The sequence below is a fragment of the Chitinispirillales bacterium ANBcel5 genome (assembly GCA_029688955.1).
GTDB lineage: Bacteria > Fibrobacterota > Chitinivibrionia > Chitinivibrionales > Chitinispirillaceae > Cellulosispirillum > Cellulosispirillum alkaliphilum.
In genome coordinates this window covers 40,312-55,373 of record JARUKZ010000029.1, presented here as the reverse complement: position 1 = coordinate 55,373, position 15,062 = coordinate 40,312, and the positions used below count along the sequence as shown (strand labels likewise).

The 15,062-nt window shown below is 43.4% G+C and carries 10 protein-coding genes; 3 read left to right on the top strand and 7 right to left on the bottom strand.

Annotation, left to right across the window (positions count from 1 at the left end; all coding sequences use genetic code 11):
• Nucleotides 1-513: 513 nt before the first annotated feature.
• The gene (locus QA601_14115; protein MDG5816225.1) at nt 514-3,111 is read left to right on the top strand and encodes an energy transducer TonB; all 2,598 of its coding nucleotides are present in this window, start codon (nt 514-516) and stop codon (nt 3,109-3,111) included.
• A gap of 435 nt (nt 3,112-3,546) precedes the next feature.
• Here QA601_14115 and QA601_14110 read toward each other — a convergent pair whose 3' ends face one another.
• Nucleotides 3,547-6,894 carry an MBG domain-containing protein gene (locus QA601_14110; protein ID MDG5816224.1) on the bottom strand — a complete coding sequence of 1,116 codons (3,348 nt, stop codon included), beginning with the start codon at nt 6,892-6,894 and terminating at the stop codon, nt 3,547-3,549.
• A 732-nt stretch (nt 6,895-7,626) separates the two neighbouring features.
• On the opposite strand from QA601_14110, the gene QA601_14105 reads away from it, so the two are divergent.
• Together QA601_14105 and QA601_14100 are read left to right on the top strand one after the other, a co-directional pair.
• Nucleotides 7,627-8,034, top strand: coding sequence for a hypothetical protein (locus QA601_14105; protein MDG5816223.1), 408 nt, complete (start codon nt 7,627-7,629; stop codon nt 8,032-8,034).
• A gap of 83 nt (nt 8,035-8,117) precedes the next feature.
• The gene (locus QA601_14100; protein ID MDG5816222.1) at nt 8,118-8,489 is read left to right on the top strand and encodes a hypothetical protein; all 372 of its coding nucleotides are present in this window, start codon (nt 8,118-8,120) and stop codon (nt 8,487-8,489) included.
• On the opposite strand, the gene QA601_14095 is transcribed toward QA601_14100, so the two are convergent.
• The 6 genes from QA601_14095 to QA601_14070 all read right to left on the bottom strand — a co-directional run bounded on the left by QA601_14095 (nt 8,486) and on the right by QA601_14070 (nt 15,019).
• Nucleotides 8,486-9,652, bottom strand: a complete 1,167-nt coding sequence (locus QA601_14095; protein MDG5816221.1) for an ABC transporter ATP-binding protein — start codon at nt 9,650-9,652, stop codon at nt 8,486-8,488. The two genes, QA601_14100 and QA601_14095, sit on opposite strands and share 4 nt — an antisense overlap.
• 25 nt (nt 9,653-9,677) lie before the next feature.
• Complete coding sequence (locus QA601_14090; GenBank protein ID MDG5816220.1) at nt 9,678-10,451, bottom strand: carbohydrate ABC transporter permease; 774 nt, start codon at nt 10,449-10,451, stop codon at nt 9,678-9,680.
• Nucleotides 10,452-10,508: 57 nt separating this feature from the next.
• The gene (locus tag QA601_14085) at nt 10,509-11,405 is read right to left on the bottom strand and encodes a sugar ABC transporter permease (protein ID MDG5816219.1); all 897 of its coding nucleotides are present in this window, start codon (nt 11,403-11,405) and stop codon (nt 10,509-10,511) included.
• A complete protein-coding gene (locus tag QA601_14080; protein ID MDG5816218.1) occupies nt 11,395-12,666 on the bottom strand; it encodes an ABC transporter substrate-binding protein in 1,272 nt (423 codons plus the stop codon). Before QA601_14080 ends, QA601_14085 begins: the two co-directional genes overlap by 11 nt.
• Nucleotides 12,667-12,881: 215 nt before the next feature.
• The gene (locus QA601_14075) at nt 12,882-13,592 is read right to left on the bottom strand and encodes an ATP-binding cassette domain-containing protein (protein MDG5816217.1); all 711 of its coding nucleotides are present in this window, start codon (nt 13,590-13,592) and stop codon (nt 12,882-12,884) included.
• Complete coding sequence (locus QA601_14070) at nt 13,589-15,019, bottom strand: ABC transporter substrate-binding protein/permease (GenBank protein MDG5816216.1); 1,431 nt, start codon at nt 15,017-15,019, stop codon at nt 13,589-13,591. Before QA601_14070 ends, QA601_14075 begins: the two co-directional genes overlap by 4 nt.
• Between the last annotated feature and the right edge of the window lie 43 nt (nt 15,020-15,062).

Here is a 15,062-nt window from a genome sequence, read left to right as displayed (position 1 = left end):
TAGTAATGCAGCAGGTACATTAGAATACCCCCGCGTGGGGTAACCTTAATGCTGTAGGCACTTAATGGTTCCCCCGCATTCAGATAGCCTCTAAAGGCCCTCCTGTAGTGATATTCATGCTCTCCTTACACCAAAAAGGAGACGCGGATAGCACAAATAGTGCTCTCTGGTATGGTTACAGTGCTTCAGGTGGCCATTGAAGAAGGCGATGCGGAGACAAAAAAAACTGTTTATAGAACCTAAATCGGCCTTTCTACCCCATACCGTGGTTCTGAAATTTACACCACATCTTTTCACAGTACCACTATGCTATAAGGTTAACAGGCTGTTTTTTATGATGTGGAAACAGTATTTTAAGAATCAGGCCACAGAGGTTACTTTGGTTACTGTAGTGAAAATCAGTACCGGATGTTTGCAATGTTAATGCTGGCACATTTGCGAAGAAACAATTGCGACTGATCACTTTTCTATTGGCTCTAAATGTAATGCTTAACCCAAAAGTGAGGGTAAACGATGGTAAAGACGATTCGGAGAAATACCAGAGTAACACTATATTTTGTTGGTTTACTGTGTTTTATTAGAGGGGTCGTTGCGGATCAAGTACCACAAACAAGCGATCCTGTTTTACCACAGGAGCTTGAAATCACTTCGGCAGACCCTGTTCTGATTTCAGAAGGTGAGTTTACGTTTCCTGTTTCACTGTTAAAGCAGGGGGTGAAGGGATGTGTCGAGCTAAATGTTGATTTGGATAGAGATGGAATTGTCGAAATGTGTCATATAGTATCATCTCTTGAGCCACTGCTTGATTCTCTTGTATGCCAATCGATGATTGAATCGGAGTTTTCACCTGCCTACGTTAAGGGGACGCCTGAACCATCAACTGTTTTTATGAATTACTGCTTTGATCCCAAAGTTATAGCTTCAGGTGGGGGAGAAACAGATCCCGATATTGAAGGCGTACTATTAAACTGGGTCACAATGGAGCCGGTTAAAGGAGCAAGGGTAGAGCTCTACTTTTCCGATACAACAGTTGATAGATCTGTTACAGTTCCCTTTAGTGATTATCTTGAGATTATCTCCAATGTGCCGGGTCAGGAGCTGTATGGCAATTCACTTGTAACAACGACGGAATCGTGTGGGAGTTTCAGTTTTCGAATGATACCACACTCACCTTTCATACTGAAGGTGAGCGCTTCGGGATATGAATCGATCTCACCTGCTTTTACATCCATTGATACATCCGGCCGCAGGATGCGTTTATATATTAATGAGCTTGACTCGATTGAGATTGATGAATCCGAATATGAGGTTGTTGTGCATGGTGCCACAGAAAGAGAGGAACGATTTAGTACTGAAGAGGTGCAGCGTTCCCGGGGGCTCACGTATTATTTGAGTGATCTAATACACTCTCACGCTTCGGTACAAGCTGCCCCTGAGACGCGATCAAAAGCGATCGTGCGCTCCGGAACCCCTTTTGAAAATCGCTACATTGTAGCCGGTGTCCCTTTTTTGGCCCCTTTTCATTTTGGTGGAAGCAACTACGCGGAGATTGACGCATTGATGCTTTCCGGTATTAGCGACGCGGAACTATTAATAAATAGAATTGCCGGCAAAAGGGTTGGTGCAAGTGGGTTTTTGCTTACAGTTGACCCTAAGATGAATGAAGAATTCACCCATTACAGACGACGTCCTGAATTATTACTGGACTTCAATATCATCGGTCAGGACCTACTATTTGCTTTCCCAAACAGCAGAAATGGAAATGATCTGCAGATAGGTTTTACCAGAGCTGAAAATCATACTCTTCGTTATGTCAACAATAGATTCAGTCATACATCGGACCATTTTAGTTTAGGTAATCCCCTCACTTATGGAAACATCAATCTTTATAATTCTTATTGGGGAGAAAATATCAAGGTTGAAATGTTTTTCTGGTTAGCCTGGGATGTTTGGAGTGACGGTTCCGGTGAGAATGTATTCAAACCATGGGGTATGGGTAGTATTACGTTGCAGCCGACCGGTAATGATCTCACTATTACAATAGGAGGCTCAAAACAATATTTTGCATCAGAAAACAGATTCAGACATTATACCTACATTAATGAGACTAATCTGGCAAATGTAGTCGCGTCCGCAAGCAGCAGTATTGACTTTCTTAATCTCGATAGTACCAATGTTGAATGCAGAATCGAATACCAACAGTGGGAAGGAAGCGTCGAATGGGGGAGATCCTTTTTACGGGATGGTTTCGGGGACAAAGGAGATGAAACCGCCGTAAGTGTTCAATCTGCAATGGAAAAAAGGCTTGGGAGTTTGAACATTGGGAGTGATATTCTGGTATCTGGTTTTCTTGTTGATCAAAATTTGGGATATATTGTTGATTACGGTTTATCCTTATCAGTACTGATGGGTGATATTCAGTTTGGCCTTTATGGGGGAAGAGTAACGTCAAGACCTGATATACGGGGACTTCCTGATAGTAATCTAAGACACAAGAAGTTACCAACCTATATGTTGTCTGCCCCGATATATTATACCTCACAGCGTTTCAGAACCGGTCTGCAACCTTATGTGCGAAGAAAACCAAAAGAGCTGAGGATAAATCCCTATGCTTCTGTGTGGGTCGGATCGGAAACCGATCCTGTACGTGCTGCGGGTGTAGATTGGGAAGCAGATCTGGAGCTTGCGGAGTGGATCAGCGTAAATTCAACGGTAAACTACTCCTTTGCTCAGCGAAAGTATGAACAGCAATACCGGGAGTATGAGTGGAATGTTCCGTGGACTATAACCGGAGGAGCTCATTTAAACCTTTCACCTTTTCATACCTATCTAAAGGGGATCTACAATTCAGGACTTTTCTATTATGATGAGGTACCGAAAAAGTATCGCCGCCTGCCAGCTTATAAAAATTTAGATCTTAGCATTCAATACCGAAACGAGGACATAGATCATCGCTTTATCAGAAGATATGATGTGTACATTACCTGCAAAAACTTAATGACTACAAGAAATATAACAAATTATTATTACACTAACGATGGTAGTAAAAGGCCGGTTTTCGGAGGAGATTTTACTATTGATGTTGGTTTAAAAGTGGGTGTTAGATTGTAACTCTGTATGTTTACGGTTTTCAGTCGCTGTATAGCTAAGACGCAATTTGTGAGGATTGCTATTCTGACGCTTAAAAGATATACTGTAGACTAATGTTAAAACTCACTGTTCAGCTATCGAATACAAAAGCAGGTTTTGATACATCCTTTTATGTGAGATAAATGAATCAGTTTCCAACGTTTCTTTATCGAACTTTTGACAGAGAAATGTATCACATTGAGCACATACTTCCAGCTTTTTTTTCTTAACGCAACATGTTATGAATGAGCATGAAGGGTGTTTATTAATAAAATCATCACCACAACAGCCCGGGCACTGTGAAGGTCCGTTGGTATAAAACCGTGGGCACAGGCCACAATCAAGCCCACAGCACCCTAAAATATGGTGTTTTTTGCTCATGATTTACCTTCGTCCAATTGTTAGACTGAGGTTTTGCTACCGGCTTACCCCAACCAGCGCGTTGTATCGATATCTTTCCGCGGTACTTTTATCCTGAGCTTCTACTCGTATCAGATAGGTACCTGTAGAAATTTTCCTGCCGGTGCGATTGGTCATTGGCCATACAATAGGTTCACTTCTTCCAGTTCGGTCTGTAGTGAAATCGTCTTTAAAAAGCAGTGTTCCAAGCTGATCATATATGGCTACTTTTACTGCAGAGTGTCCTGGATTAACAACTTTGAACCGGACTTCATTAGTATATATCGGAACCGGATTTTGCTCTAAGAGTATGCCGTACTCATTACCTCTGTTGTCTGGTTTACTATCGAAACGAAACGCTACAGATGTAACCGGCTCTATAGTGAGAGTACCAAAATTATAGCTTATGTCATAGTTGTCAGCAAAAGCGCCGTAAGGTTCAATATCGTAGGTTCCCGCAGTATCACTCTCAGCCCATCTAAACTTAGGCATGGTGATTGATGAGGTATCATCATCGTTAACAAAACCATCGTAGGTAGCAGTAAACAATGGCTCCGGATCACCTTCACTTATAACAAAGTCATTAGCGGTTATTGTTAAAGGAGCTGCGCTAATGATGAAAAAACCGTCACCGAATGAAATAGCGTAATTATCACCTGCGCCAAGATCTCCCTGTAGGACCCGATAGCTTCCAGTGCTTTCTCCGGGTTCTCGGGATAAAACCCCGGTAATCTCATCATCGCCTAAAAGATCGCCTGAAAAAATACTGTAGGTCAATTCAGGGTCTTTTTCACCATATATCTTTCTTACGGAATCGGCTGCTATGGTAATCGGTCTTGGATTAATGATAAAAGGAGCGTCCCTAAAGTATATGTGGTAGTTGTCCCCTGCACATACTGATCCCTGATTTATGTCGTAGGTTCCAACATTTTCTCCTGAGTCTCTGGACAAATCCCCCGTGAATTGATCATCTCCAATAAGGTCTGAAGCAGTGTAGGTCAGCTCAGGGTCGTCTTCTCCGTACACTTTACCGGTGGAGTCCGCAGCTACTGAGATCGGACGTGGGTTAATCACCAGTGTATCAGAGATTTGGACACTATCACTGCCATCCATTAGGGCAATTACCTCGTAGCGCCCGGCATCAACAGGCAAGCTATCTATGCCATTATAGGTAAGTTGTATCTGCGAATCTTCGGGTGCAGAAAGCACCGTTGCACTCTTTTCCAAACCGTCGTAAATGTGATAGAGATCTCCCAGAATAATAAGCTCTTTACCCGTAACTACGATATCATCAACATTTAAATGGCCATTGTAACCGGTATAATTCCATTTAAACCTCACGTCTCTCTTACCGTCAAAATTGCTAAGTGTCACGTTTAAAGAAGATGGATTGTTGGTCTCGGGGTTCCATTGTGAAATGTAAGTCCAGTCACCTCCATCAATACTGTAAGAGAGGGTTGCCTGAGATTCATCAGAGTGGCTGTAATAGTAGGTAAATGATAGGGTAAGGTCAGTATAGGCTGAAAAGTCCAGGGAAGGAGTTATCAAATCTGCATTTACTGTATCACCATTTCCAGAACCATCACTTTTTAAGTAGGCATAGTTTCCGGTAGTTCGCACTAAACCATCGGAATGTGTTCCAAAGTTCCACATCCTGCCATATCCCTGGTGGTCTTCCGTTTCCCACCCAAACGGAATGGTATCGGTTGCGTCAAAATTCTCTGAAAATACTACCGAAACGCTATCTGTTATGGCATTGGTTTTGATTCCAAGTGCAGACCATTGGGGTGATGGTGAAATTTTGGAATATATCTTGTAATAATAGCGGGTATTTGGGGTTAATCCGTTATGACTGAACGATTCTGCGTCTCCGGCATAAAGCACTGTTCCTCCACCATTGATAGAATCACCTTCCAGATAGTACTGCTCGTTTTCCGGTATACCGAAAAGGCTGTCGGTAGAGTAAAGAAGCAGGATATCTCTGTTCTCTTTTTTGTTCCATGTGAGGTCGATCTGTGAAACAGAGCTCGGGGTGGCCATAAAGTCCCTTGGCGCATCATGTGCGGGTCTGTAACCAGCAATTACATGTCTGATCTCCCGTAAAGTTCTTGCGTTGTCTGCATATACTGCATCCCCTGTTGGCGTTTCCTGGTAGTTGATATCCGGGTTTGAGAAGTGAGGGACCCATATTACACTATCGCCGTCCCAGGGGTCATTATAAGACATAACAGAGCAATACCTGTTACGATCATTTCCAATCCAGCGCCATCCCGCAGACCAGGTGTTGTCCGACCAGGTGTAGTTCCATTGTGTCGGTCCGGGTTGATGTTCCTGATCAGCTCTGTGGTGAGCTCCCATATTATGGCCCAGTTCATGAATAAAAGTATAGCTCCATGCTGCTTGCTGAATACGCGAAAGAGCAAAACCCATTTCTGGTTTACCATTTTTACAGTCCAATTGGTAACCAAGGCCTCCGGTTTGAGTTTCATAGGAGAACAGGTGTACCAGATCAGCTCCGTAAAGATCGCGCAGGTCATGGACCACATCCATGTAGCCATCATCGGGTGTTCTTAATCTTTTAAGGTCGGTGTCGGCACTTATTGTATCTTCTACGTAGTCGACCATACCAGAATAGACCAAAGAGATATTCATCAATGTGTTACTGTTATCGAGTACCAGATTGGCTCTTTCCATAGCCATAGCAACAACGTTATCGATGCCGCCGCCGTAGTTTTGGGCCCACTCTTTGGCCTTTGGCGTATAAACCACCATTATATCGATAATAACCGGCTGCAGGTCATCCTGAATATCCATTCCCTGGAGCTGGTTAAAACTCATTAGTCCGGGCTGCTCGTCAATATCCGGAACTATCGGAGGCGATCCTACCAATACATCAATATTTTTAACTTCTAAGAGTTGTTGTGTACCAGTGTTTACCATATCTCTGATGACATATCGCTCTGCTCTTTCAGGAATGGATATATACCCTGCGATTTTGTTCTCTGTAGTAGCGGATAAAAGAATATAGCCAAATTCGTAATCTGCTATTCTTGCCCGAATTGAAACAGTGCCATTTACATCCTCTTTAACCCGGTCAACAATCGCAATAAAATCTCGGTCCTCAAAGAGGTTCAGTTTAAGCGTGTCTTTCGTCGATATTACAGATGTATTTACCACAGCAGAATTAATTTCAACAAATCTGGAGCGTTTTTCTATTATATCGGTATCAGTTAAACTCTGTGCCAGCATACTTTGGTGGGGTGAATCAAATACCAAAGGAAAAGTTCTGTTAGTATGTGTCTGAGCCAGGATAATAGCTGGTACTACTACCAGTACCATTGCCAGTCTTTTAAAATGGTTTACCACTCTTTCCCTCCGGTGTAAAATTGTCGCTTACGCAAGACAGCTGTGCACGAAAAATAATGTAGTTTATTACCTATAAAATAGTAGTTACATCTGTGACGTTAGGTTTACCAGCAACACCTACACTTAAATACAATAAGCGAAGATTAGGGGCAAGGACAAAAATAAGAATTATTGCCCCGAAAAGGGACAGTTGATTTATAGTTTTTTTCATGTTTAGAAGATGTTGATTTCATTATTTTACAGGTAGTCTGAGTGCTTGTTTATGCTGGACACGGCAATAGTTGTTTGATTTCAAATGTATAGGGTTATATTTATGTGCGCTTAGGTTGCCTAAATGGTTAGGTATCATAGTGTTAGTATGTGTTTATAAATTGTAAGATATTGTTTCCTACTATTTTGTTTTCAGGTACTTAGAGTAGACTTTAAACCCAAAGTTTATCTATTTTATGAGTTAAAAGAGGGGTGAACCATTAAAAACCATAATGCTGCATAGTGTGGGGTTAATTATACATACTGTGTTACTTCTTTCTAAATGTTAAAAAATCAATCACTAAGCAGGTAGAGTGAGAAGGTGGAGCAGGGGGATGGGGACTTTCAACCCCAAAAAAAACAGTTCACGGTCTTAAAGGGTAGGTGTAACCCTATGTTATTTAGAGGGATAGGGTTTATGGCACGTTGTTTGATTATTTAAGCGCTCAGATAATAAATACAATTGTTTTTAAGGGAGGAAGTATGAACAGGACATTGAAAACTATAAGCATGGCAGTTGCGGTTTTTATGCTCGTGTCCGGGGCAACAGCACGACAGGCACCTGCACCAAATGCCCCTTCCGATATGGAACAGCATATGAACAGGGTTATGGAAGACGCAGAACCGGTGCTTGAAAAAGTACGGGAGAGTGTGGAGGAGTTCCAGACCCAGAGAGCAAGAGGCAGATCTGAGGAGTTTATTGCAGAGCGACGCCAGCAGGCTGAAGCGAACCTTAACGAAGCACTGGATAAGCTGCAGCAGCACATGGAGATCGTTTCTGAGCGTGTAAGAGAAAATGTATCGGAACAGGCCCGGGATAGAATGCAGAAGCGGGTTGATCAAAAGCTGCTGGAGATTCGACAAATTCGTGAAAGACTCGATTTAGAATAACCAAAGAAGAAAAACGCTTAGTATTGGCAGAATAAAACCAGGGTCAGAGTATGATACTCTGCCCTGATCGACGGGAGAGGGAGATGAAACCTGAACACTTTAAATACATAGCTTTCACTTCAATATTAGTGCTTCTGTTCTCTACTCAGGTAATCAGTGGCGACAGAGAAGGGGTAAAAAGAGATGCCTCATCAATGATGACACAAATAATGGAGTCGTTGTCAGAAGAAGATATCGCCCGAATAGATTCCGCGTCAAGAAACCGGCCAGCAGAAAAGGAGCGGGGCGCTGTAGTCAGGGAGAAGGAGCTCCAGGTGCACAACAGATTAAAGGACTTGCCCCCTGAGGTAAAAAAGCAGGTGGAACGTACCATCGCAGAGATCGAGTCCCGTAGAGAAGAGAGAGGTATTCAATTTAGAGAGCAGCTTGAGCAAAACAGAGGCACCCGGGATTAAATACGCGTTTTGGTTTCGGGGTCGAACAGGTGCAATCTGTTCATGTCCAGTTTTAAACCACAAGCAGTACCGGAAGCAACAGGGGTTCTTGACTGCATTGTAAATTTACCTGCTCCATCCAAAAATGCGTGAAGCAGATACTCCGGACCGAGGTTCTCGACAATAGTAAAGCAGATAGATGTATCTGCTTTTTCTTCACTGGTAAAAGAGATCGCTTCTGGTCTGATTCCAAGCACCACCTTTTTACCGTACATCTTTACCGCTTTTTCCTCAACAGCACCACTGAGTTTTATTTTTAGATTTTGGGATTGCAGCACAGTGTCTTCATCATTGTGCTGCACCGTTCCTTCGATGAGATTCAATGGCGGTGAGCCGATAAAAGAGGCGACAAAGATATTTCGCGGGCTGCTATAAATCTGATCTGGTGATCCGATCTGCTGCAATATACCCTTGTCAAGGATCGCGATGCGATCTCCAAGTGTCATAGCCTCAATTTGATCATGGGTAACATAAACAGTAGTAATTCCCAGTTTCTGCTGTATAGCTTTTAATTCAGCTCGCATTTCGGTTCTTAGTTTGGCGTCTAAGTTTGAAAGCGGTTCATCCATAAGAAATAGTGATGGGTTTCGAACAATCGCTCTTCCAATGGCCACCCGCTGACGCTGACCACCCGAAAGTTCCGATGGCTTTCGATCAAGAAGATCCTCAATTTGAAGGATTTTTGCTGTCTCCCTCACCTTGCTCAACCGCTCCTGCTTGGTTAGTTTTTCTTTAAGATTTGTGAGGGGGAACTCGATATTTTGCTCTATGGTCATATGAGGATAGATTGCATAGCTTTGAAACACAAAAGAGATGTCTCGTTCAAAAGGGGCAAGAAAGATTTTCTCCTTTGCATCAACCACACATTTATCGGAAAAGTGTATAGTTCCGCCGGTTGGTTTTTCCAGGCCGGCAATGAGGTTTAAGGTGGTGCTTTTGCCACATCCTGAAGGTCCAAGCAACACAAAAAGCTCACCGGGCTTTATACTCAAATCGATAGATTTAAGCACTTCAACCCTACCTCTGAGTGATGTAAATGTTTTAGATAACTCACAGAGTTTTACCTCTGTTGCGTCTGTGCTTTGGGCTTTGGGATTTTTAAAAGGTGGTTTTGTTTCAGTCATATCGTTTTAATTATGGGTTAAGTTTTTAAGCTTTGACAGATCCGCTCATAAGTCCACTGACAATATATTTCTGGAAAAGCAAAGTAAGCGCTACAAGGGGTACTGATGATACCGCTGAGGCTGCCATAAGATTACCCCAGGGTATTTCTCCATGTATCCCCTGAAAAAGCGCTATTCCTACCGGAATCGTTTGCGCTGAATGGTCAATAGTTAACATTAAAGCAAACAAAAATTCATTGAAACTCATAATAAAGACCAGCAAAAAGGCTGAAAATACCCCGGGAAGAGCAAGGGGTAGTATAATTTTAAACAGCACTTTAACTCTGCCTGCTCCATCAACCAGCGCTGCTTTGTCAAGATCTGTAGGGATTTGAAAGAAATAACTCATGTTTATCCACAGCGCAATTGGTGTGGTCCAGGCTGTATAGGGAAGAATCAGAGCTGCATACGTATTGGTGAGGCCGAAATCGGAAAAAAGCCTGAACAAGTATCCCACAATACTTATTTGAGGAAACATGGAAAGGGCTAACACTGCCACCGGAATAGCCACCCGGCCCGGAAAACGAAAGCGGGTTACCGCATAGGCAGAAAAACTGGTTATAATTGTGACAATCAGTGCTGTTACAGAACTGACAATAAGACTGTTTTTCAGGTACGCTGGAAAATTAAGTGAAGGAGATGTAAGGACGTTTCTGTAATTTTGAAACGTGTAGCTGACATTACCGGTAATAAGGAAATCGGGTTCAGTTGTAACAGAGATGACAATCATCCACAAAAAAGGGGTTAAAGCAAAAAACATCAGGAAAAGAGCACCTGCGAATATGAGAAATCTCTGGGTGAATAACTCTCTCATAAATTAGTTGATTCCCTTTTTAAAGTTACCCTTTTTTATGTACACTATCGTTATTGCAAAGGAGATTGCAAACATTATTACAGAAATAGTAGAACCCATTCCAAACTGATCATTATTAAAGTGCTGATAGCCGATATATGAAAGGGTTTGTGTCGTGCCGCCGGGGCCGCCTCCGGTGAGTACATAGACCAGGTCAAAAATTCGCAGAGAATCGATGGTGCGAAAGATTACTGCCACCAGTATCACCGGGCTTAAAAGGGGTAGAGTGATTTTGGTGAAACGTTTTACCATCGTTGCTCCATCAACCTTAGCCTGCTTGTAAAGGTCTCCGGGTATTGCCTGAAGTCCTGCCAGTAAAATAATTACCACAAACGGAGTTGTTTTCCAGACATCGGCAAGTACAATTGCCCAGAATGCACTATAGGAAGTACCCAGCCAATTGATATTATTTTCAGCAACTCCGCTTGAGGTAAAGATGAAGTTAATCACACCATAGCTGTATTGATACATCACCTGCCATGTTCTGCCTGCAATAATGGTGGGGATAGCCCATGGTATAAGAACGGCAGCTCTGAGCACACCACGACCCCTGAACTTTTCGTTAAGCAGGAGAGCAAACAGTAAACCCAAAAAAAGCTCCAGTAGTACCGCAACGGCAGCAAAGAGAAGCGTAAACACTGTAGCACGCCAGAACCCCGTTGATGTAAGGGCGCTACTATAGTTATCCAGGCCAATAAAGGCTCTTGGGAGATAGCTGACATCCCGGTACATACTGTTGACAAAAGTTCCAAAAATAGGGAACAGGATAAAAGCCGCACTAAAAGCAATTACAGGAAACAGAAACAGCAGGGCGATAACTGTTTCCCTGCTATTGATCTGTTTAAGTAGTTTACTGTGCATTTTCATGGGTGGTTATTAAGTTAACAATGCCCTTGTCTGCATTTTCCAGCGCTTGTGCAGCACTGACCTGACCTGCCAGAGCGGCGTTTATCTGCTTTTGTAGAATTTGGGAGATTTCTGAATAATAGGGGACAACCGGTCTGGGGACCGCCCCTTCAAACACCGGTTTTAGCTCAACAAGGTGAGGCGCGGAGCTTTGTATGGTTTCATTTTCATAAAGATCACTTCTGCCTGGATTCCAGCCAAGGTTCAGTGTCATATCCTTTTGAACATCATAGGAAGTTATATATTGTAAAAATTGTACGGCTTCTTCCGGCATATCGCTGTAAGCAGAGACCACCGCATGCCAGCCACCAAGTGTAGCGGCCGATTGGTGTTCGGGAAAAGAGGGCAGGGGTGCTATTGCCACTTTACCTTTTATTTCTGAGTCTTTTGCATTGTGAAGTCCCCAGGCATAGGGCCAGTTGCGCTGAAAGAGTGTATTGCCAGCCTGAAAAGTCATTCTTACCTCCTCCTCTTTCATGTCAGTGAAGGTATTGGGAGGGGAGACCGCGTGTTCATGGATAAGTGAGATCATAAATTCAAGAGCTTTAACATTTTCCTCTGTGGACGTGATTGAGTTACCATGTGAATCGAGGATACCACCTCCCGCGGAGACAAATGTCTCAAGAGCATTACAGATCAGTCCCTCATATTGTGCTCCCTGCCACACATAGCCCCAGAAATCACTGTTATGTTCCCGCTCACCGTTCTGGACCGTTTTGGCCATCTCAAGAAGTTGTTCCCAGGTCTGGGGCGGTGAATCGTACCCATACTTTTCCAGAAGGTCTTTTCTGTAGTAAAGAAGACCACCGTCAACATACAAAGGCAGGCCAATAAGCGACTCTTCATAGGTATTTGCCAATGAAATAACGGGTGAAAAGAATGGCTGGGTATCTATGTTGTAATCATTGAGGGGCATAAGCCACCCTGATGCTGCAAGCTGACCTATCCAGGCAACATCCACAAGCATCACATCCGGATCACTGCGCCTTCCCCTGAGCGCTAAAATAATACTCTGCTTTCGTTGATCGGTATCGGTGGTCTGACGAATGAGTCTTACCGCAATGCCGGTTTCCTCCTCAAACGTTTCGACCACAGACTCCCAGTAGGCAATTTCGTTGGGTGCACCGCCAGCCATAAATGTCAAAACCGGATCACCACTACAATGAAGAGACGTTAAGGAGATTAAAAGAGAGAGAAACAGCGCCGAAAGTTTCATGATGTGCTCCTTACTGAAACAGAGGTTAAGGTTCAGAAGGTGTAAATACAGTTATAGCGTAAAAAGCTTTAACACAAAGACCTGGAATACTAAGGAGAATATTTGATTGAAAGACATATCACCAGATCAGTACAAATGGAGATATAGTATTAGCAATATAGTAAATTATTGCTAATACAGGCAAGTATTGTTACAAAGATAATCAGATGCAGTGGTTAGCCGGCTTTAGCCTCTTGTACTGTGTTGGTGAAAACATCTGTAATCTCCTCTATATCACCTTTTGCATAGACTTCACCATTTTGGAGCAGTATGCCTTCATGGGCCACTTCATGGGCAAAGGGCAGATCATGGGTAACGATGATAAATCGTGTGTTTTCCTGCAGCGTTTTTAACCATTTACAGAAATCGTTGGTGGTGTTGATATCAAGCGCTGAAGTGGGTTCATCCAGCAGTAGGTAATCGGGTTCGAGGACCAAGGCGCGTGCTATTGCGGCTCTCTGGGCCTGACCACCACTAAGTTGACAGGGGTAGCTGGATTTAAGAGACTGCAACCCCAGGCGCTCAAGCACTCTGAGACTTCTTTGCTGTGCTTCTTTAGGTGAAACCCTGAACACCTTTTGCAGTGCAAGGGTCATGTTTCCCATAACCGTAAGATGGGGAAAGAGGTAAAGCTGCTGAAACACGATCCCTACCATCTTTCGAAACTGCTTTTCTTCTATTGTGCTTATCTCCTTACCCTTTACCAGTATCTCACCGGATTGTGGTAAGAGGAAACGACCAAGCAGGCGAAGCAGCGTTGTTTTTCCCGATCCGCTTTCACCCAGAACAACTGAGATTGGCTCCGAATCACGAAACGTTGCGGATATATTATTCAGTACAGGTTTACCGGGAACATATTCGTAGTTAACATTTTTAATTTCTATCATACGGTGTAACCTTTGCTTTTGAGATTGCGTTCAATTTTACCGGCAAGCTGCATCAGCGGGTAGGTAAAGGCAAAGAACATTATCGCTACAATAAAATAGAACCTCATCGGGTCATAGGTAACACTGATTATCGACTGTGTTTCTGTGATAATTTCATTTACCGATATTACGGAAACGAGTGCTGTATCTTTAAGAAGCGCAACTGCGGAATTAACCAGCGGGGGAAGAGCCACACGAAACGCCTGAGGCCACACAACGTAAAGAAACTGCTCTCTTCTGTTTAATCCAAGAGCCCTTGCCGCGATACCCTGTCCCTTGTCTACTGCCATCAGGCCCGAGCGTATAACCTCAGACATATATGCTGCGGAGTTAAGTGAAAGGGTTATAATGGCAGAAGCGATAGGGGAAAGAGAGATACCAAGCTGCGGTGCCCCAAAATAGACAAAGAAAAGTTGTATAAGAACCGGAGTTCCACGGATAAAATCTGTAATTGAGCGAAAAATTGTGTACCACACACGGGGTTCGGAGTGCAAAATGACTCCTACCGGTATAGCCAAAATGAGTCCTGCCAGAATTGATGCTATCGCAACACCGATGGTAATAACGAACCCCTGAATCAGCATAGAGGCAATAAGGCCCATGCTCATTGACTCAGATGCGCCTTCCTCAGCTATGCTTACTGTAGCAGGTCCAAAGTACCGTGCGTGTATCTCTTCAAGTGTACCGTCGCTTTCCATCGTTTCAAGCGCCTGATTAATTTTGCCAAGCAGCTCAGTATTCTGTTTTCTAACCGGAATACCCATCTGCTCTTCATAAAGAAGATCGCCGGCTAAAATAAAGGGCATGTTGGCAGATTTGATCTGATGGAGTCCAACCAGTCGGTCGCTCAAAAAAGCCTCGAGCCGGTTATTGTTCATGTCCTGAAAAATATCAACGGTGCTTCGGTAGGTAACCACCTGGACTTCGGGATGGTTTTCTCTGAGGAAATGCTCGTAAGTTTCACCCCGCACCACTCCGACCCTTTTACCACTAAGGTCTTCAATCCCCTCTATTTCCCCCTTATCTTTAAGATTGATAAAGACCTGAGCACCAGAGGTGTAATAGGGGGTAGAGAAGGAGACTCTTTCTGCACGCTGGGCAGTAATGGCCATTGATCCAATAATAGCATCATATCTGTTTGCAAGAAGGCCTGCAAGGATACCATCCCATTCGGTGGTGATAATCTCAAGCTCGTAGCCCAGATGATCGGCTATGGCTTTTGAAACATCGACATCAAACCCATCGAGCTCCCCCTGCACGTTATAAAAACTAAAGGGGGGGTATTGGCCAGTCAAAGCAACCGAGAGGGTTTGTTGCTCAGCAAATGGTGTTGAAAAAAAGAGGCAAAACAGCAGAAATAATAGAAACAAATGTAATTTTTTAAGCATGAAATTAACCTTGTGGCTTTGATTTGAGCCGCAGCATGATTAA

What these genes read in the sequence shown, in the direction of transcription:
- QA601_14085 (MDG5816219.1), bottom strand. Translation starts at nt 11,405, where the DNA reads ATGCACAGTAAACTACTTAAACAGATCAATAGCAGGGAAACAGTTATC.
- QA601_14095 (MDG5816221.1), bottom strand. Translation starts at nt 9,652, where the DNA reads ATGACTGAAACAAAACCACCTTTTAAAAATCCCAAAGCCCAAAGCACA.
- QA601_14115 (MDG5816225.1), top strand. Translation starts at nt 514, where the DNA reads ATGGTAAAGACGATTCGGAGAAATACCAGAGTAACACTATATTTTGTT.
- QA601_14100 (MDG5816222.1), top strand. Translation starts at nt 8,118, where the DNA reads ATGAAACCTGAACACTTTAAATACATAGCTTTCACTTCAATATTAGTG.
- QA601_14090 (MDG5816220.1), bottom strand. Translation starts at nt 10,451, where the DNA reads ATGTTTTTTGCTTTAACCCCTTTTTTGTGGATGATTGTCATCTCTGTT.
- QA601_14080 (MDG5816218.1), bottom strand. Translation starts at nt 12,666, where the DNA reads ATGAAACTTTCGGCGCTGTTTCTCTCTCTTTTAATCTCCTTAACGTCT.
- QA601_14105 (MDG5816223.1), top strand. Translation starts at nt 7,627, where the DNA reads ATGAACAGGACATTGAAAACTATAAGCATGGCAGTTGCGGTTTTTATG.
- QA601_14075 (MDG5816217.1), bottom strand. Translation starts at nt 13,592, where the DNA reads ATGATAGAAATTAAAAATGTTAACTACGAATATGTTCCCGGTAAACCT.
- QA601_14070 (MDG5816216.1), bottom strand. Translation starts at nt 15,019, where the DNA reads ATGCTTAAAAAATTACATTTGTTTCTATTATTTCTGCTGTTTTGCCTC.